This is a genomic window from Streptomyces roseolus, from assembly GCF_014649855.1.
Lineage (GTDB): Bacteria > Actinomycetota > Actinomycetes > Streptomycetales > Streptomycetaceae > Streptomyces > Streptomyces roseolus.
Genome location: NZ_BMTV01000006.1, coordinates 60,692 through 80,448 on the forward strand (window position 1 = coordinate 60,692; position 19,757 = coordinate 80,448).

Here is a 19,757-nt window from a genome sequence, read left to right on the forward strand (position 1 = left end):
ACGCGTACGGCGACCGCACCGCGCACGCGCTGGGTCCCCGGTGAGCGGAAGCTAGCGGCGGGTGGCCGGAGCGTCCTGCTCCAGGCGGGCGCCCAGCGTCTCGGCGAAGTCCTCGGCCCGGGCCAGCTGGACGCGGAGCTTCTCCACCTGCTCGGCGGCGGCCCGCCGGTAGGTCCGTACGCGCTCCAGCAGCGCTTCGCGCTCGTCGGGGGCGAGGTCGGCGTCACCGTCGAGGCGGTCGGTGGCGTCCAGGAGGTCGCGCATCTGGTCCAGGGTGAAGCCGAGGGGCTTCATGCGGCGGATGACCATGAGGCGGGCGACGTCGGTCTCGGTGTAGAGGCGGAAGCCTCCCTGGGAGCGGGCGGAGGGGGCGACCAGGCCGGTCTCCTCGTAGTGGCGGATGGTGCGCAGGGACAGTTCCGTCCGCGCGGCGACCTCGCCGATCTGCATGTGCTTGTCGTCCATGGCCGCGTCCCTGGCCCTTCTTCCGTAGCGGGCCGCGTCCGCGCCACCTCGCCGATCTCTACTCTAACGTTAGGGTAGAGTTGCCGGTGAGGGTGGTCGGACCGCCCCGCTGTTGCCGCTTCCGGGGCCGATGGCGCTCCCGGCGAAGATCCGATTCTTGCAGGAGAGAGGGCGTGCGCGAGCCCATGACGCCGACCGCCGCCGCCTGCCCGCCGTGACTCTTCGTCCCTCGACGTGAGCCGCCGGACGGCCCGTGTGCGTTTCCGCCTCGCGTCCGTCCTCAACGACTCCCGGCCCCGCTGTCCGGGCCGTCCGCGGGGTGCCGCCCCGGCCCCCGTGTCTCCTTTCCGTACGCCCCGCCCTGCCCTGCCGTGAGGGGTGTGCCCGAGTACGACAGGTACGCGTCTCCTTGTCTTCTGCTGCTGTGACTCCCGCCGCGCGGCTGCGCGGCCTCAAGCCCGACTGGCTGGACGATCCGAAGGTCTGGCGCACCGAGGTCCTCGCGGGCCTGGTCGTCGCCCTGGCGCTGATCCCCGAGGCGATCTCCTTCTCGATCATCGCCGGGGTCGACCCGGCGATCGGCCTGTTCGCCTCCTTCACCATGGCCGTGGTCATCTCGGTCGTCGGCGGCCGACGGGCCATGATCTCCGCCGCCACCGGCGCGGTCGCCCTCGTCATCGCCCCGCTGAACCGTGAGCACGGCCTGGGGTACCTGGTCGCCGCCGTCATCCTGGCCGGCGTCTTCCAGGTGATCCTGGGCATGCTCGGCGTGGCGAAGCTGATGCGGTTCATCCCGCGTTCGGTGATGGTCGGCTTCGTCAACTCCCTCGCCATCCTGATCTTCATGGCGCAGGTACCCGAGATGCGGAACGTGCCGTGGCCGGTCTACCCGCTGATCGCCGGTGGTCTGGCGTTGATGGTGTTCTTCCCGAAGATCACCACGGTGATCCCCGCCCCGCTCGTCTCCATCGTCATCCTCACCGTGATCACGGTCGCGGCCGGGATCGCCGTGCCCACCGTGGGCGACAAGGGTGAACTGCCGTCCTCCCTGCCCGTGCCGGGCCTGCCCGATGTGCCGTTCACCCTCGACACCCTGACGACGATCGCCCCGTACGCCTTCGCGATGGCGCTGGTCGGCCTGATGGAGTCGCTGATGACCGCCAAGCTGGTCGACGACATCACCGACACCCACTCGGACAAGACCCGCGAGTCCGTCGGCCAGGGCATCGCCAACATCGTCACCGGCTTCTTCGGCGGCATGGGCGGCTGCGCCATGATCGGGCAGACCATGATCAACGTGAAGGTGTCGGGGGCCCGGACGCGGCTCTCCACCTTCCTGGCCGGCGCCTTCCTGATGGTGCTGTGCATCGTCTTCGGCCCGGTCGTCTCCGACATCCCCATGGCCGCCCTGGTCGCCGTCATGATCATGGTGTCGTTCGCGACCTTCGACTGGCACTCGATCGCGCCCAAGACCCTCAGGCGGATGCCCGCAGGCGAGATCGGCGTCATGGTGGTCACCGTCGTGGCGGTGGTCGCCACCCACAACCTCGCCATCGGCGTCGTCGTCGGCTCGGTCACCGCCATGGTCATCTTCGCCAAGCGCGTCGCCCATCTCGCCGAGGTCACCGCCGTGGTCGACCCCGACGGCGGGACGGTGGTCTACCGGGTCACCGGCGAGCTGTTCTTCGCCTCCTCCAACGACCTCGTCGGCCGGTTCGACTACGCCGGCGATCCCGACCGGGTGGTCGTCGACCTGTCCGCCGCGCACGTCTGGGACGCCTCCTCGGTGGCTTCCCTGGACGCCGTCGAGAACAAGTACGCCCAGCGCGGCAAGACCGTGGAGATCATCGGTCTGAACGACCCCAGCGCCGATCTGCACGGCAGGCTCACGGGCGAACTCGCCGGCGGCCACTGACCCCGTACCGCCCGCCGACGCCCGCCCGGCTCGGCGGGCGATCGAGGTCATCCGCGATCCGGCGGAGTGCAGGGGGCGGTCCCGGCCCCACCCGCCGCCCGTGACGGTCCTCCCGGCGCCGCCGGCCCGAGACGGGGGCTAGATCCGCGAGTTGCGGAGGGACTGCCACGCCGCGCCGGCCAGTGCCCGCGCCGACCGGGGGACCGACAGGTGCTCGTGCTCGCGGTACAGCTCCCAGTTGTACTTGATCAGGGACGCCTTGTTGGAGGACAGGGAGTTCGCCTGATGGGCCCGGTAGACCGCGAGCGGCTCGGCCAGGCCGCGGGCGTCCGCGCCGTCCCGCATGATCGACAGCCAGAGGGCGTAGTCCTGGCGCTTGCGCATCTCCGGCATCAGCCTCGTGCCCAGCATCCTGCGGTCGTACATGGCGGTGAGGGCGCCGATGTAGTCCCGGACCAGCATCGCGCGGTAGTCCACGTGCTCGCGCGCGCGGATCACCCGGCCGTTCGGGACCCACTCGGTGCTCTCGCCGGCGTGGTCGGCGTCCATCTTGAAGTACGAGGTGAACGTCAGCGGAGCCGTGCCCTCGGCGGCGAAGGCGAGCTGCTTCTCGGTCTTCTCCGGAAGCCACATGTCGTCGCTGTCGAGGAAGGCGATGTAGTCGCCGCGGGCCCGCGAGATCGCGAGGTTGCGGGCCCGGCCCGCGCCGCCCCGCTCGGGCGCCGACCGGGGCAGGACGCGCTCGTCCCGCTCGGCGAACTCGCGGAGCAGGTCCATGGAGCCGTCGGAGGACTGGTCGTCGGTGACCAGCAGCTCCACGTCGCTGTGCGTCTGCGTCAGCACCGACCGGACGGCCGCGCCAAGAGTGGCCGCCGAGTTGTACACGGGCATCACGACCGACACCAGGGGCACAGCACTTCTCCTTGCATGACCAGGAACGACGGTCTATTCAAGCACTGCGGTCGAGCCTCCGCCGCCCGCCCCTCCCCGCCGGGGTCCGCGCGCGTGCCTCACGGCACGGCGGTACCGGACCGGGGGCGGGGGCTTCTTCGGGGCGGGGGCTAGCATCCGGTACGTCCGGGGCGCCGTGGGGGCCTGCCCCGGGCCGTCCGTCGTACCTCCGAGCACGGGAAAACTTGTGTCCGATCCGCCGGCCGCCGATCCGCCGGCCGCCGACCCGCGTACCGCCGAGGTCGCGTCGGGCGAGGGCGTCTCCCTCTCCGACGATCACCGGCGGGTGCTGCTGCGGGAACTCGGGCCGGGGGAGGCCGTCCGGGCCGTCTACCACGACGGCTGGGGATATGCCGTGCTCACCGGGAAGGGGCTGATCCTCCTCCGGAACCTCTTCGCGCCCAAGGCGACGCGGGTGGACCGGCCGCTGCGGATCCTGAGGCGTTCCCACGGCGTGCTCGACTCCGTCGAGATCCTGGTGGACGGGAGGCCGCACAAGCTGCACGGTTCGAAGCTCGACCCGAAGGGCGAGCTCCTGGAAGCGGCCGGAGAGCTCCTGCCCGCGGGGTCGCCCCTGCGGCCCGGCAGGGGGAGGCGGACCGCCACGTGGCTGCGACGGCATCCGGTGTCGGTGGCCGTCGGGGCCGCCGCGATGCTGATCGCCGGGCTGGGCGGGCCCGGGCAGCCCGACGCCGTGGCGCGCGACGGGGCGGACCACGCGCCTGCCGTGCCCGACTTCCGGGGGACCCCGCTGGCCACGGCCGCCGGGGAGGCACGCCGCGCGTCGTGGCGGGTGGCCGCCGCCGACGCCTCGTCCGCGGCGCGCACGGTGACGGCGTACCGGACCGGCTGGCGCGTCTGCTTCCAGAACCCCTCTCCCGGCGAGCGGACCCGCCCGTACGGCAGGACCCTGACCCTCCACGCCGTGCCCGAGGCCGAACCGTGCCCCTCGCGACGGGACGGAACCCGGCGGGTGGTCATGCCGGACCTCGTCGGCGAGCGGTACGACGCCGCGTGGCGGGAGCTCGCCCCCCTCGGCCTCGACCGCGTCACGAGCTTCCACGCGCACACCGGGCAGCGCCTGGACGAGCGGCGTACGAGCCTGGCGGACCGGCGGGTCTGCCGGCAGCAGCCGGAGGCGGGCATCGAGGTGCCCGTCACCACGCGCGTCGACCTGTGGCTCGTCGCCCCGGGGGCCTCCTGCACCGAGCCCAGCCCCACCCCGAAGCCGACCCCGAAGCCCAAGCCCAAGCCGAAGCCGAAGGTGGATCCGAAGCCCAAGGCGGATCCGAAGCCGAAGTACGGGACCGGGTCCGGGACCGGAGCCGGAGCCGGGTCCGGCTCGGGGGCCGCGCCGGAGCCCGAGCCGCCGCGTCCGCGGCCGTCCCGCGACTCCACCGCGGAGGAGGACGGCACGAGCGGTGGTACCGGCACCGGCTCCGGTACCGCTTCAGGCGTCGGTTTCGGCCAGTTCTGCTCGCCCGTGGGTGCCACCGCCACGACCTCCGACGGGCGTCCGGCGAAGTGCTTCACGGGCAAGGACGGCGCCGCCCGCTGGGGATACCGCTCCGGCTGAGCGCGCCCGCCGGAGCGGGCCGCGGCCGACGGCGACGTCGGCGAGCTCGAGCGGTCCGCACCGTTTTCCCAGCTCGATGGCGTGCCGTCGTGCGGCGGTGCGGTGCCGGGCGATTCATTGCCCCCTGCACGCATTCTCCGTTTTCGAGACGCGCCACGGCGTGCCGTTCTTTTTCCGCCACGTCTGAAAATGATCGCTTGCATGCCCCGTATGGCGCAGCTACGCTCTGGCGGCGGAAGGGGAGAATGGGCATGGGGGAATTAAAACGAGGCGCAGCCGGAGACGATTAAAGGATCGCTGCTGCCACGTCCCGACGCCCCCTCGGCAATGAATTCCGCACGCGTCACTGACCCGATGACGTGCGAAGACGCCGAGTGGATCCCAGTATTTCTGAACCCATGGAAGATGGGGAAAATCTGTGCAGTCCAAGGAATATGTACTCCTGCTCGGCGCCGACCAGTATCTCCGGGAACGGGCCTTTTCGGGAGCCAAGCAGATTACCGATCTTCCTGTGTGGGCGGCCGCGGAAGACGCCGTACGAAAGCGGAACCGCACGTTCGACAATATGCTGTCGGCCGATCCCAAGGACCCGGAATCCCTGCTGAGCGCCATCCGCGCGCAGGCCGCCCAGGGCTGGACCCCCAAGGTCGTCGTACCGCTCAACGACTGGACGGTGGATTCGGCGAACGCCGTCAACCGCGCCCTGGGACTGGGCGGACTGGCCGTCGACGCGGTGAACAACGCCCGGAACAAGCACGCCATGAAGCGGGCCCTCCTGGACGCCGACGTGCGGACTCCCCGCTCCCTCCTCGTGCAGTCCGAGGAGGAGTTGCTGGAGGCCCTCGACGCCATCGGGCTGCCCGTGGTCATCAAGCCGTACGACTTCGGGGGCAGCGGCGGCGTCGTCCTGGCCACCACCCGCGAGGAGGCCGTCGCCGGTCTCGCGGAGTCCAAGGCCGTCATCGCCCAGTACGGATCGTCCTTCAACATCCTCGGCGACAAGTACCTCGTCGAGCAGTTCGTCGACTCCGACGACGAGGTGTCCGTCGAGGTCCTGTGCGGCGACGGCCGGGCCCAGGTCCTCGCCGTGACCGAGAAGTACCTGTCCCCGCGCCCCTGGTTCGCCGAGACCGCGCACCTGGTGCCGAGCCACCGCACCGAGGACCCCGAGCTGAACGACCTCGCCGTACGGGCCTGCGTCGCGCTCGGCGTCGACCGTGGCCTCGCCCACGTGGAGATCAAGTTCGCCGCGGACGGGACGCCCTGGGTGATCGAGGTCGCCGCCCGGCCGGGCGGCGACGGCATCATGGACCAGGTCGAGCGCGCCTACGAGCTCAACCCCTACCGGGTGCACGTCGGTTCGTACCTCGGTGAGGACCTGTTCGACGTCGTCGCCGCCGCGGAGCCCGTCAGGACCTCGGCCATCGCCTTCCTGAAGGCCCGGGAGGGCCGGATCCGGGACGTGCGCGAAGGGAAGCCGCTGCCGCCCGAGGTGCGCAGCCTCAACATCAGCGCCAAGAGCGGCGACCTCTCCCAGAGCGCCAAGAACTGGAGCAACAGGGAGGGGCTCGTCGAACTGGACTGGGACCGGCTCTTCGACGAGAAGACCTCGCTCCCGGTCGACGTGGCGAAGGAGCTGGCCGACGAGATCTTCGTCGTCGACGAGGCGGCGGGGGCGTGAGGCGGTACACGCTCTACTCCGGTCTCTACCGGTTCTTCAGCGGAGTGGTGCTGCTCCTGCTGAACTGGCACATCGCGTCGGCGCAGGACGGCGGGTACGACGTGCTCGCCGTCTCCACCGCCCTCTCCTTCGTGCCCGCCGTCTTCGTCCCGTCGCTGATCCGCTTCGTGCCGATCGCCGGCGGGGCCCGGATGACCGCCGCGGGGCTCGCCGGCGTCGCCCTGACGCTCCTGGTGATCGCGGCGGGCTACAGCCACGTCCAGGCCGTCGTCGCCCTGAACTTCGTCCTGTGGATCTTCTTCTTCTATCTGGAATCGGCGTGGGAGGTCTGGTTCAACGACGAGGCGTCCGGGCTCGACGGTGACGCCCTGCGCAGGTCCAGCTCGCTGACCATGACCGTCAACCAGGTCGCGCTCATGGTGGGCCCGCTGTTCGCCCCGCTGTTCACGCGGGTGGTCAGGGCCGAGTGGGTGCTGGTCGTCTGCGCCGCCCTGTTCGCCGTCGTGGCGGTCCTGAGCCTGGGAGCCCAGCGGGCCGCCGCGTCCTTGGGCGAGCAGGCGGCGGAGGAGGCCAGGCCGAAGATCACGGGCGGTCTCGGCGTCCTCTACCTCCTCGCCTTCATGTTCGTCTGGCCCATCCTGGGCACGTTCAACTTCATGCTGCCCCTGCAGGTGCTGGCCAACGGCGGGAGCATGCTCACCGTCGGAATCCTGGACATGCTCCTCGGCATCGGAATGGCCGTGGCCGGAACGTTCCTGCATCGCTTCGCGAAAAACCCCGGGCTGCGCTGGATTCTGCTGGGCGCCGCCGCCGCGGTCGTCGTCGCCATGGCGGTCTGGCTCTTCTTCCCGGCCTTCGGGGTACCGCAGTCCATCGCCATCTTCATCCTCGGATGCGCCTTCGGGTCCCTGCGGGTGATCCTGCGCTCGGAAGCGGCATCGAATTTCTCGCCGCAGCAGGTCGGGGCGATCGTGGCCCACGCGAACGCCTACTCGCTCCTCCTGTTGTCCGCGGTCCTGGCCGGCGGAAGGTACTTCTCCTCCCACATCTGGCTGGCCCCGTTCGCCCTGACGCTGTTGCTTGTTCTCTCATTTCACCGAATCCACGCGGTCCAAGGCCGTCGACTCATTCCGAGTGAGGTGTCCGAATGACAGTGATGCACGATTCCCGAGGCGTTCCGCATCTGGTCGAACAGCCGGCGGACATGGAGGTCGTCGAGAAGGCGATCGTCCAACTGGTCTCCATGAAACTGGACCACGAGCGATGTCGGAGGTACGCGCGGGCCACCCCGCCCCTGGCGCTCATGCTCGCCGTCGACCTGCTGTGCTCCATGGAGCGCCCCTCGGCCATGGAGGCCGCGCGGATCTGCGACTCCCTCCGGGAGACCGGACCGGTCGAACCGCGGACCAGGGCGATGCTCTCCGCCGTCGGCTCCTGGGCGGCCGGCGACCTGGTGACGGCCCGGAACGGCTTCCAGGCCCTCGTCGACGCGTACCCCGGCGACGCCGTGTCGGTCTACGCGGCGCACATGCTCGACTTCTACCTCGGCGACGCCCCGCACATGCTGGCCTCGATCGAGGCCGCCATCGGCCGGTTCGCGGACGACGACCCCGTCACCGGCTATCTGCACGGCCTCCACGGCTTCGCCCTGGAGGAGAACGGCCTCATCACGGCGGCCATCGAGCGCTGCGGGGTCGCGCTGGAGGCGCACTCCGACGACATCTACGCCATGCACGCCCTGGTGCACTGCCTGTACGAGTCGGGCCGTCACGAGGAGGGCGCCCGCTACATCCAGGACTACATGCGCGGCAGGGACGCCTCGACGCCCATGCGCATCCACGTCTGGTGGCACTACGCCCTCTTCGAGCTGTACGCGGACCGGGTCCAGGACGTCCTGGCGTGCTACCGCATAGGCATCCGCCGCAAGACGTCGGCGCGCTCGGCCGAGGACCTGGACGCCGTGACGCTGCTCTGGCGGCTCGCCCTCGTCAGGCCGTCGCTCGACCTCTCCGCGTACTGGCGGTCGCTCCACGAGGACTGGAAGCCGTACGCGGACGAGAACTGGTACCTCTTCAACGACTTCCACGCCTACCTCACCTACTGCCAGGTCGGCGACCACGGGCGCGCGGACTCCCTCCTGGAAGCGGTCCTGTCGCGGCGCGAGAAGGTGTCCGAGGAGATGGTCGACATCTTCCTCGGCTTCCGTTCCTTCACCACCGGCGACTACGCCGACGCGGCGGCCCGCCTGGCCCGGTCCTTCCGTCACTCGTCCGAGATGGGCGGCAGCAACGCCCAGCGCGACGTCATCGAGATGACGGCCATCGAGGCCGCTCTGCGCTCCCGCGACTACGAGCTCGCGCGGCACCTGCGCGACTCCGGCCGGATCTTCCGGCACCAAGGCCCCGTCATCCAGCGCTACGAAGAGCGCCTGGCGGAACTGCGCACATCCGAGAACCATTCACAGGGGGTACTGACGTGAGCCTTTACCAGGCGATATCCGACGAGATCGCGCCCGAGGGCATGCAGCTGACCGCGATCCCGCTCCAGGACCGCAAGACCGTGTGGCAGCTGGACGGCACGGCCGGCTTCGTCGCCAAGGTGACCCAGGGGCGTGCCGCGATCTTCAGGTGCGAGAAGGCCGCCGCGATCACCCTGGAGACGCTGAAGGAGTGTTGTGCGCCCTTCGGGGTCGGCGAGCCGGTCGAGTGCGACGAGTCGCAGTACCTGCTGGTGATCGGGCTGGTCGACGACACGGCGCTGATGGTCCTGGGCGCGGAGGCGGACGTCACGGCCTCGCCGGTCGAGTTCTCGCCCACCAGCGACGACGTGCGGAACATCGTCGGCTCGATCGACGACTACTACTTCGGCTACGAGGACCGCTACCGGACCGTGTACGAGAACGGCGCCGAGCTCTGGGAGTCGGAGGAGCCGAACGCCTCGCTCCTCCAGCTGATGCGGGAACGTCCGGAGATCTTCTCCCGGCGGATCATCGACCTCGGCTGCGGCGAGGGCCGCGACTCGCTGTACCTCCTGTCCCAGGGCCACGAGGTCGTCTCGGTCGACGTGTCGCACTCGGCCCTGTCCCGCGCGCGCGAGCGGGCCACGGCCGCGAACCTGGACCCCTCCGGGTTCATGGAGCGCGACATCATCTACCTCCGCGGCTTCGAGGAGGGCAGCTTCGACCTGGCCATGAACATGGGCTGCCTCCACATGCTCGTCGACGACGCGCAGCGCGCCGGCCACATCTCCCGCGTCTTCGACATCCTCCGCCCGGGCGGCCACTTCGTCGTGGACCACTGCGCGAGCGAGTGGGGCAAGGGCTTCTTCTCCATCCCGGACTACGAGGAGGTCTCCGCCGACCTCGTGCCCGGCCGCGTGATCCCCCGGAAGATCCGGGTCGCGGACGGCGAGAAGAACATCGGTCTGGAGGTGCTGCCCTACGCGGAGCGGGAGGGCGACGCCCTGGTCGAGGAGATCCGGCGCCACGGCTTCACCCTGGTGAGCAGCACGCACACCGACACCGAGGCCTTCGGCGCCTCGACGCTGGTCCTCTTCCAGAAGCCGGAGGCGTGACGCCGACGGCCTGACCCGGCCGCACCCGTCCGTGCGGCGGCCCCCGGACCCCTCCGGGGCGCCGCCGCACGGCCGCGTGCCGCCCGGCCCCGGCGGCGCGGAGGGGACCGTCCACGCCCACCGCGGACCCGGCCCCCCGGCGCGCCCCGAGAACCGGCGCCACGCGTCGGCGGCGGGCGGACCGGCACGGCCGCGGCCCTCGAACGGCCGCCCGACTCCTGACGGCGCCGCGGCAGCGCCTCCGTCCCGGGCACGCCCCTCGCCGCCCCCGTACGACCCCCTTTGCGCGTCGGGCGCCGACCGCACGCGGACGCCCCCGGTCCCGCTCCCCGCCGCCCGCCTCCACGGTTCTAGCGCACCGGCTCCCGGGTGTCAGTCCGTAACCTTCCGGGTCCCGGGCCCGCCCGTCCCGTTGCTAGCTTCCGGACCGTTCGACCGTACGGTCCGGGGAGGGGTGAGCGGGAGTCCCGTCGCCCTCCGGGCCTTCCCATGCTCTCGACCCGGAGGTCACGTTGGGCGCGCAGCATCCCTCGCGCAGGAACATCCTCAAGTCCGCGGGCGGCCTGTCGGCCGCCCTGGCCCTGGGCGGTGCGGGCGTCGTCGCCGCGGCCGGGCCGGCCGCCGCCGTCGGGGACGGCTTCGGGCTGCGGATCGTGGAACGCGGCGAGACCGACCACCGCATGTGGTACTACCGGTTCTCCACCAGCGCCATCGGCTGGAACCCCGCCGTGAACGTGCTCCTGCCCGACGACTACCACTGGAGCGGCCGCCGCTATCCCGTGCTGTACCTGCTCCACGGCGGCGAGCAGGACTTCATCACCTTCGACCGCGAGGGCGTCCGCGCCTGGACCGCGGGCAAGCCGATCATCGTCGTCATGCCCGACGGCGGGCGGACGGGCTGGTACTCCAACCCGGTCAGCTCCAACGTCGGCCCGCGCAACTGGGAGCACTTCCACATCGCGCAGCTGATCCCGTGGATCGACGCCAACTTCCGCACGTACGCCGAGTACGACGGCCGTGCCGTCTCCGGCTTCTCCATGGGCGGTTTCGGCGCGCTGAAGTACGCGGCCAAGTACTACGGCCACTTCGCCTCCGTCAGCTCCCACTCGGGCCCGGCCAGCCTCCGCCGCGACAACGGCATGGTGGTCCACTGGGCCAACGCCACCTCCGCCGCGCTCGAACTGGGCGGCGGTACGGTCTACGGCGCGCCGTTCTGGGACGAGGCGCGCGTGAGCGCCGACAACCCGGTCCAGCGGATCGAGAGCTACCGCCACAAGCGGGTCTTCCTGGTCGCCGGCACGAGTCCGGACCCGGTCAACTGGTTCGACACCGCCAACGAGTCCCATGTCCTCTGGGGACAGCGGGAGTTCCGCTCCCTCCTCGGGAACGCGGGCATCCCGCACGAGTGGCACGAGCTGCCGGGCGGCCACCACATCCGCCACGACATGATGCAGCGCGACATCGACGGCATCATCGGCCGGCTCCGCAAGGCGTGAGCCCGGTGCGCGGCGCGCCCGTGCGGCGGGCCGCGCACCCCTCCGGTCCGGGAGGACCGACGGGCGACGGGCCGACGCACCACCCCATCCCAAGGAGACCGCAGGTGACGAGCGTTCGACGCCCCGCAGCGGGCGGCCCCCAGCCCTTCCGACGCCGTGCTCCGCACCGGATCGCCGTGTCGGCCCTCACGTCGCTGCTCCTCGCCGCCGGCGCGCTCGCCGGCGCGTCTCCGGCGCACGCCGCCGCGAGCGATCTCTGCGCCCGGGTCGGCCACCAGGCCGGTTTCCGGGGCGACGCGCTGGTGACCGCCGTGGCCGTGGCCCTCGCCGAGTCCGGCTGCGACCCCCTGGCGTCCAACACGCAGAACAACTCGCCGGCCTCCACCGACCGCGGCCTGTGGCAGATCAACGACTACTGGCACTCCGAGGTCGACGACGCCTGCGCCTACGACGCGCAGTGCAACGCGAACGCCGCCTTCGCCATCTCCTCCGGCGGGACGAACTGGCAGCCCTGGTCCACCTACAACCGGGACCTGCACGAGCGGCACATGGGCGAGGCGCGGGCCGCCGTCGACCGCCTCGGGCACCCGGGGGAACCGGGGCCCGCCCCGCTCGTGTACCCGGCCGACTCGGGCCGGGTCGTCTCCGCCCGGTCGGCGGACGGCCGCCTGGAGGTGTTCGCCGCCGGCGCCGACGGCGTGCACCACGCCTGGCAGGTCGAGGCGAACGGCGCCTGGTCGGCGTGGGAGCCGCTCCGCGGTCCGGCCGGCGCCGAGCTGGCCGTCGCGCCGAACGCGGACGGCCGTCTGGAGCTCTTCGCGATCGGCGGCGACACCTTCCAGCACCGGTACCAGCTGTCCCCGTCCGGCGGCTGGTCGGACTGGGAGGCCTTCGGCGGGGGCGGCGCGGACGCGGCCGCCGGGGTGAACGCCGACGGAAGGATCGAGGTCTTCGCCTCCGGTCCGGCCGGGCTGTTCCACAAGTACCAGACGGCGCCGAACGGCGGCTGGTCGGACTGGGAGCCGACCGGGGGCGGCCCTGCGGGCGCCCGGGTGGAGATGGCGAAGTCCCGCGACGGACGCCTTGAGGTCTTCGCCCTCAACGGGGACGTCTTCCAGCACCGGTACCAGACGTCCCCGAACGGCGGATGGTCGCGGTGGGACGCCTTCGGCGGCGGCGGGCACGACCTGACCGTGGACCACAACGCCGACGGACGGATCGAGGTCTTCGCCTCCGGGCCGGCCGGCGTCTTCCACAAGTACCAGACGGGCCCCACCGGTTGGTCCGGCTGGGAGGCGACGGGAGGCCCCGCGGACGCGCGGCTCACCAGCGAGCGCGGTCCGGACGGGCGGGTCGAGGTCTTCGCGATCAACGCCGGCACCGCCGCGCACGCGTGGCAGACGGGGGTCAACGCCCCGTACAGCGCCTGGGAGACCTTCGGCACCGGCGGGACGGAGATCGCCGCCGCGACGAACGCCGACGGCCGGATCGAGGTCTTCGGGACCAATCCCACCGGCACCTTCCACCGGTGGCAGACCGGCTTCTCCACCTGGTCCGCCTGGGGCTGGGTGAACGACTCCGCCGGACCGGGACTCGACTGACGTGCGACCGGCCGGCGGGCGGAACCCGCCGCGGGGCGCCGCCCGGTGAGCCGGGGCGCCGCCGGTCCCGACGTACGGATCGCGCCATGCGACGGACGGCGGACGGCCCCGGACGGGCCCGGAGGACGGGAGCGGCGGCCCGGCCGACCGCCCGGGGCCGTGACCTTTCCCACCTTGCGTCCGGGGCCGGGGCCGTCCGGCGGCCCCGGCCCCGGACGCGGCGCCGTGGCCCGGCCGGGGGTTCCGTCGACGTCCGGGTGTCCCGACGCCCGCCGGAACGTCTCCTTCCGACACCCAGAAAACTGGAAAAGCGTTCTAAAAGGCGTCCGTGGCGGAGGAGGGGGGTGTCCCCCGTCACAGGAGGCGCGCCCACCCCCGGCCACCGCCCGGCGGACTCCGGGACGGCCTCGCCGAGGTGCTCGGACGGCCACGGGCCCGGCTCCGGAGCGGCCGGGCCCGTGGACGCCGCCGAGTGGCCGAAGCGCACCGGTACACCCCGGTAAGGGGTGGGTATCGTTCCGCTCGTCCGGCAGGCGGGCGATGCGGAAGGGGGCGCGATGAGCGGTGTGGTCGTACATCTGCCACAGGGCGCGGGAGGCGCCGACGGCGGCGAACGGCGGTCCGAGGCGGTGACGTTGAGGCTCGGACCGGGCGAGGCCGCGCGCTTCGGCCGCGGCTCCCCGGCCACCCCGGTCGAACTCCGCCTCGCCGACGCCGCGGTCTCCCGGCTCGCCGGGGAGATCCGCGTGACCGACGACCACTGGCAGCTGACCAACCACAGCGGCACGCACACCTACCTCGTGGAGAACCCGGAGGGGGCGGGCGAGTACCTCAGGGTCCCGCCGCGCCGCGTCGGGGCACCTGTCCCCTTCGAGTTCGCCCGGGTCGTGCTGCCCACCCGGGGCGAACTCCCCGTCACCTTCCAGGTGTTCGCCCCCGACCACGTGTACCTCGACCCCGGGGCCGTCGGCGGCCCCTGGGAGAGCCGCACGGTCACCGCGTACTCCCTCGACGAGACCGCCACCTACTTCCTCGTCCTCGTCGCGCTCTGCGAACCGCGGCTGCGCGACCAGTCCCGCGTCGCGGTCCCCACCACGCCCCAGATCGTCGACCGGCTCCGCGCCCCCGCCGGCCGCGCCCCGCTCACCGCGCGGGCCGTCAGCTCGCACATCGACTACCTCGCCGAGGAGAAGCTGCGCATCGACGGACACGGGCAGGGCGACCGCCGCAACGGCAAGCGGGAGGAGATCGTCGGGCTCGCGCTCCGCTTCGGACTCGTACGGGAGGAGCACCTCGCCCTGCTGCCGCCCGCGCCCCGGCCGGCCGGGCACGAGCGGAACCCCGTGCGATGACGCCCCTCCACGCACGCGGCACCACCCCGGGCCGGGGCGACCTTCCGGAACGTCTCCCGCCCGGCCACCGCGTGGGGGAGTGGGAGGTCGTCGAGCAGATCGGCACCGGCGGCTGGTCCACGGTCTACGCGGCGCGCCCGGCCCCCGGACGCGGACGGTCCCCCTCCGCGCGGCGGTCGCGGGAGGCCGCTCCGGTCGCCCTCAAGATCATGCCGACCGCCGGGCTCGCGCCCCTCCAGGCCCGCAGGATCGCGGAGTCGGCGCGGCGCGAGGTCGCGCTCGGCCGCGGGGCCGGACACCCCCGCCTGATCGGCCTCCTGGACTCCTTCGCGCTCTCCGCACCGGACCATCCCTCACTGGACGGCGCCATGGTGCTGGTCATGGAGCGGGCCGCCGGCAGCCTGCGGGAACTCCTCGACGCGGGCGCCGCCGGGGCCGACCGCGACCGCATCGCCGAGGGCGTCTGCGAAGGGCTCGCCCACCTCCACCGCGCGGGATGGGTCCACGCCGACCTCAAACCGGAGAACGTCCTGCTGGCCGGGGACGGCTCCGTGAAGCTCTCCGACTTCGGCCTCGCCACCGAACTCTCCGGCACCCACGGCTACGCGCCGCCCCTGGGCACGCTCGACTACCTGCCCCCGGAACGGCGCCGGGCACCCCTGGGCGAGCTCGGCGTCCAGGTCCGCACCAGCGCCGACATCTGGGCCCTCGGCATCGTCCTCCACGAGCTCTTCGCCTCCGGCGCCTCCCCGTTCCCCGGCGCCACGCCGATCGCCCGGAGCGCCGCCGCCCAGGAGTACGGGGCGGGCCGCGTCCCCCTCCGGCTCGACCCCGCCGTGCCCCCGTTCTGGCGCGGGATCATCGCCGACTGCCTCGCCCCCACCCACGCCTCCCGCGCCCCGCACACGGCCGAGAGCCTGCTCGCCCGCATCGCCGCCCGGCGGCCCGACGGGCCCGGCGGCCCCCCGTCCAGGCTCCGCGGGACCCGGGCGGCGGTCCTCGCCGCCGTGCTCTGCGGCACCGGCGCCGTCCTGTGCGCCGACACGGCCGGGCACGGCACCGGCGCGCCGGCCGGCACCGTCCGGGTCTTCAACGCGGAGCGGGGCTGCCAGGAGCGGACCGACCGCGACCGGCACTGCAGCCTGGGCCTGGCGATCGATCCCCACCGCCCCTACACGGCGGAGAACGTCGTGCGGACCCGGGTCTGGCACGGTGACCTCCTCACCGCCGACTGCGTGGTCGACGACGGGCAGCCCATCGTCGACGAGGAGGACCTGCGGTCCACCCGCTGGTTCCGCGTCCGCCTCTCCCGCGCCTCCGTGCCGCCCGAGGCCTGGCTCCCCGCCGTCCGCACCCGGGACAGCCCCGCCCTGCCCCCGTGCCGGCCGGCCGCGGCCCGCTGACCGTCCCCGGCCGGAGCATCATCGGTATTTCATCGCTCCTCCCTAGCGTGGCCGCGTCCGGGCGAAGGCCCGGACCTCACGGAGGGGCGTACCGATGGCACGGAGAAGACGGAGGGCACGGCTGCCGGTGGCGGTCGCGGCCCTGGTGGCGGTGGCGAGCACCACGGCGACCGGCGGGACACCGGCCGGTGCCGCCGCGACGGCGCCGGAGCGGCCGACGATCCGCTACACCGAGTACGGGATCCCGCACATCATCGCCTCCGACTGGGAGGGCCTGGGCACGGGATACGGCTACGCGGCGGCCAAGGACAACATCTGCACCCTGGCGGACACCTATCTGATGGTCAACGCCGAGCGGTCCCGCCACCTGGGGCCCGAGGGCAGGACGAGCCCCGGCCAGAACCAGAACACGACCACCAACCTCCACAGCGACCTGTACTTCCAGCGGATCAAGGACGACGGCGTCGTCGAGCGGCTGCTGGCCCGGCCCGCGCCCGACGGCCCGGAACCCCAGGTCGAGGAGGCCGTCCGCGGCTACGTCCGGGGATACAACAGGTACCTGGCGGAGACGGGCGCGGCGAACATCTCCGACCCGGCCTGCCGCGGCGCGGCCTGGGTGCGGCCGATCACCGAGATGGACGTCTACCGGCACGCGCACGCCGAGATCGTCATGGGCAGCGCCGATCCGCTCCTCGACGGCCAGGTCACCGCCGCGCCCCCGGGGGCGTCGGCGGCGGCCGGGCCCGCGCCCTCGGCCGAGGAACGCGCGCGGACCGCGCGGGAGACCGCGAAGGCGATCGGCGAGGCGCTGGCCGAGAGCCGCCGGCAGGGCATGGGCAGCAACGCGCTGGCGGTCGGCTCGCAGGGCGTCTCCGGCGGCACCGGCATGCTCCTCGCCAACCCGCACTTCCCGTGGCACGGCAAGAACCGGATGTGGCAGAGCCACCTGACGATCCCGGGCGAGGTCAACGTCTCCGGGGCCAGTCTGCTCGGCCTGCCCGCGGTGAACATCGGTCACAACGACGACGTCGCCTGGACCCACACCGTCGCGACGGTCGCGCCGTTCGGGCTCTTCGACGTGCAGGTCGACCCGCTGGACCCGACCATGTACCTGGTCGACGGCGCCTGGGAGCGGATGAGGTCCCAGCAGGTCTCCGTCGCGGTCCGCAACGCGGACGGCACGACCGGTACGGTCACCCGGACGCTCTGGTCCACCCGCTACGGACCGGTCACCACCTCGATCCTCGGCCGCCCGCTGCCCTGGGTGGTCAGCGCCCACGCCGTACGCGACGTGAACATGCACAACCTGCGCGCGCTGAACACCTGGTTCGGGCTCGACCGGGCCAAGGACGTCCACGACGTGGTGGACGTCCTGGAGACCACCCAGGGCGTCCCCTTCTTCAACACGGTCGCCACCGACCGCCGGGGCAACGCGCTCTACGCCGACATCCAGGCCGTCCCGAACATCACCGACGCGCACGCGCGGTCCTGCCTCACCGAGACCGGCAAACTGCTGTTCCACCAGTCGCTGCCGCTGTCCAACGTGCCGCCGGTCTCCATCCTCGACGGCAAGCGCAGCGCCTGCGACTGGCCCGACGACCCGAACGCGGCCGCGCCGGGCCTCCTCGATCCGGCGAAGCAACCCCGCCTGATCCGCACCGACTTCGTCGGCAACGCCAACGACAGCCCGTGGCTGGCCCATCCGGAGCAGCCGCTGGCCTTCCCCCGGGTGATGGGGGACACGGCGGCGCCCCGGTCCCTGCGCACCCAGGAGCTGATCCTCACCGCGCAGCGGCGGATCGACGGGACCGACGGCCTGCCCGGCAGGGGCTTCACGCCGGAGACCATGGGGAAGCTGCTCTTCGCGGACAACAGCAGGGCGGCGGACCTCACGCTCGACACCACGGTGGCGGCGTGCCGGGGGGTCGCCTTCGGGCTCGTCCTCGTGGACGGCAACCTCGTCGACATCAAGGAGGCCTGTCCGGTCCTGGCCGGCTGGAAGAGCCACGACTACACGGCGGACAGCCGGGGCTCGTGGCTGTTCGCCGCCTACTGGCACCATCTGCAGGGCGCGCAGCGCCTGGAGAAGCTGCCCTGGCGGGTCCCGTTCGACCCCAAGGACCCGGTGCACACGCCCAACTCGCTGGACGGCGGCAGTTCCGCCGTCCGTGACTCCCTCGCACGGGCCGTCCTCGGCCTGCGCAAGGCCGGCATCCCGCTCGACGCGGCGCTCTCGGACGTGCAGAGGATCACCCGCGGCGGCGAGCAGATCCCGGTCCACGGCTCGTACGGCCTCCTCGGCGTGCTGAACGTGATCGAGCCGGGACAGGTGGACGGCCGGCTCGACATCGTCTTCGGGTCCAGTTTCGTCCAGCAGGTGCGGTTCACCGCCGAGGGGCCGCCGGAGACGTACTCCGTCCTGGCCTACTCCCAGTCTGCGAACCCGAACTCGCCGCACCACGCCGACCAGACGAAGTTGTTCGCGGCCGGCGGCTGGGTGACCGAACGGTTCACCGAGGAGCAGATCGCGGCCGCCCCGGACCTGAGGGTCGTGGTCCTGGACTGAAGGACCGCCACCCGCGAACGACATTCCCCACGAACGGCACCACCCGTGAACGGCATCACCCACGAAGGGAACAGCACGGTGAAGAGGACATCGCTCTGGTGGAGGACGGTGGTGGCGTGGGCGGTCGCCGCCGCGGCCGTCATCGCGCCCGTCGGCTCGGCCCGGGCCGCCGACGGCACCACCCCGCCGCACCTGCCGAACGGCTTCGGCCTGACCCAGGTCGCACCCGCCGTGGGCAACGCCCACGACTTCTACCTCACGGTCACCACGCCCCAGGTGGCGGGCGAACAGCACATCAAGATCATTCTGCCCCGCGGCTACTACGACGACCCGGACCGGCGCTACCCGGTCCTGTACTTCCTGCACGGCTCGCCCGACGATCCCGTGGACCAGACCTACCCGGCCCTGTCCATGTCGGACCGGATGATCACCGTCATCCCCGACGGCGGCGCGCGGAGCTGGTACGCGAACTGGCTCGACCAGAACACCGTCCTCGGCGCCCAGAACTGGGAGACCTTCCACCTGGAGCAGGTGATCCCGTTCGTCGACGCGAACCTGCGGACCCTCGCGACGAAGAAGTCCCGCGCGGTCGCCGGCATCTCCATGGGCGGTTTCGGGGCCTTCCACTACGCCCAGGCCCGCCCCGATCTCTTCGGCCAGACCGCGTCGCTGTCGGGGGACATCGACCTGTCGGTCAACTCCATGGACCTGCGCATGGCGGTCGTCGCCTCCGTCACCGACGCGCTGGGCGCGGTGTGCGCCTCGTCGTCCGGTTACTGCGACCCGGAGAACTCGCCGTACCAGCCCGGTGTGGACAGCGACGCCCTGTTCGGTTCGCCCTACCCGGTGTTCAACGCCGACTGGCGGTGGAACCAGGTCGACCCGTCGCAGCACATGGACCGGCTCCGGGGCATCGGGATCTCGATCTACACGGGCGACGGCGGCGGCTCGCCCGTGAACATGGAGTTCTGGGTCTCGGGCGCGTCCAAGAACGTCAAGGCCCGCCTGGACGCCCTCGGCATGCCGTACTACTTCGTGAACTACGGTGACGGTTCCGGCTGGGGCACCCGGTGCGACGGCGGCCACAACGCCGGCTGCTGGGCCCAGTCCCTCCTGGACCTGATCCCCCGGCTGGAGCGGGCCTTCGCCGCCTGACCGTACGGTACGGGCGCCCGCCG

The 19,757-nt window shown here is 72.3% G+C and carries 14 protein-coding genes; 12 read left to right on the forward strand and 2 right to left on the reverse strand.

Going from position 1 to position 19,757, the window contains the following annotated elements:
- Positions 1 to 51 precede the first annotated feature (51 nt).
- On the reverse strand, positions 52 to 465 hold the full coding sequence (locus IE245_RS08820; RefSeq protein WP_189946213.1) for a MerR family transcriptional regulator: 414 nt from the start codon (positions 463 to 465) through the stop codon (positions 52 to 54).
- A gap of 424 nt (positions 466 to 889) precedes the next feature.
- Between IE245_RS08820 and IE245_RS08825 the strand changes: the two genes are divergently transcribed.
- Complete coding sequence (locus IE245_RS08825; RefSeq protein ID WP_189946214.1) at positions 890 to 2,380, forward strand: SulP family inorganic anion transporter; 1,491 nt, start codon at positions 890 to 892, stop codon at positions 2,378 to 2,380.
- A 138-nt stretch (positions 2,381 to 2,518) separates the two neighbouring features.
- Here the strand turns inward: IE245_RS08825 and IE245_RS08830 are convergent, their stop codons facing one another.
- Positions 2,519 to 3,292, reverse strand: a complete 774-nt coding sequence (locus IE245_RS08830) for a glycosyltransferase family 2 protein (protein WP_189946215.1) — start codon at positions 3,290 to 3,292, stop codon at positions 2,519 to 2,521.
- A 226-nt stretch (positions 3,293 to 3,518) separates the two neighbouring features.
- On the opposite strand from IE245_RS08830, the gene IE245_RS08835 reads away from it, so the two are divergent.
- From IE245_RS08835 to IE245_RS08885, 11 genes are all read left to right on the forward strand, one after another.
- Positions 3,519 to 4,907 (forward strand): hypothetical protein, encoded by a 1,389-nt coding sequence (locus IE245_RS08835; RefSeq protein WP_189946216.1) that lies wholly within the window; start codon positions 3,519 to 3,521, stop codon positions 4,905 to 4,907.
- 565 nt (positions 4,908 to 5,472) lie between these two features.
- On the forward strand, positions 5,473 to 6,588 hold the full coding sequence (locus tag IE245_RS08840; protein WP_229851151.1) for an ATP-grasp domain-containing protein: 1,116 nt from the start codon (positions 5,473 to 5,475) through the stop codon (positions 6,586 to 6,588).
- Positions 6,585 to 7,739 (forward strand): MFS transporter, encoded by a 1,155-nt coding sequence (locus IE245_RS08845; protein ID WP_189946218.1) that lies wholly within the window; start codon positions 6,585 to 6,587, stop codon positions 7,737 to 7,739. The genes IE245_RS08840 and IE245_RS08845 overlap by 4 nt, the downstream gene beginning before the upstream one ends.
- Positions 7,740 to 7,744: 5 nt before the next feature.
- Positions 7,745 to 9,067 carry a tetratricopeptide repeat protein gene (locus tag IE245_RS08850; protein WP_229851152.1) on the forward strand — a complete coding sequence of 441 codons (1,323 nt, stop codon included), beginning with the start codon at positions 7,745 to 7,747 and terminating at the stop codon, positions 9,065 to 9,067.
- On the forward strand, positions 9,064 to 10,161 hold the full coding sequence (locus IE245_RS36805; protein ID WP_229851153.1) for a class I SAM-dependent methyltransferase: 1,098 nt from the start codon (positions 9,064 to 9,066) through the stop codon (positions 10,159 to 10,161). The genes IE245_RS08850 and IE245_RS36805 overlap by 4 nt, the downstream gene beginning before the upstream one ends.
- A gap of 512 nt (positions 10,162 to 10,673) precedes the next feature.
- Positions 10,674 to 11,657: an alpha/beta hydrolase gene (locus IE245_RS08860; protein ID WP_189946220.1), complete on the forward strand. Its 984-nt coding sequence runs from the start codon at positions 10,674 to 10,676 to the stop codon at positions 11,655 to 11,657.
- Between the two features lie 104 nt (positions 11,658 to 11,761).
- Positions 11,762 to 13,258: a DUF8189 domain-containing protein gene (locus IE245_RS08865; protein ID WP_229851154.1), complete on the forward strand. Its 1,497-nt coding sequence runs from the start codon at positions 11,762 to 11,764 to the stop codon at positions 13,256 to 13,258.
- 557 nt (positions 13,259 to 13,815) lie between these two features.
- Positions 13,816 to 14,610 (forward strand): serine/threonine protein kinase, encoded by a 795-nt coding sequence (locus IE245_RS08870; protein ID WP_189946221.1) that lies wholly within the window; start codon positions 13,816 to 13,818, stop codon positions 14,608 to 14,610.
- Entirely contained in the window at positions 14,607 to 16,013 is a 1,407-nt protein-coding gene (locus IE245_RS08875; protein WP_189946222.1) for a serine/threonine-protein kinase, read from the forward strand. The genes IE245_RS08870 and IE245_RS08875 overlap by 4 nt, the downstream gene beginning before the upstream one ends.
- Positions 16,014 to 16,107: 94 nt before the next feature.
- On the forward strand, positions 16,108 to 18,579 hold the full coding sequence (locus IE245_RS08880) for a penicillin acylase family protein (RefSeq protein ID WP_189946223.1): 2,472 nt from the start codon (positions 16,108 to 16,110) through the stop codon (positions 18,577 to 18,579).
- Between the two features lie 78 nt (positions 18,580 to 18,657).
- Complete coding sequence (locus tag IE245_RS08885) at positions 18,658 to 19,734, forward strand: alpha/beta hydrolase (protein WP_229851155.1); 1,077 nt, start codon at positions 18,658 to 18,660, stop codon at positions 19,732 to 19,734.
- Positions 19,735 to 19,757 lie beyond the last annotated feature (23 nt).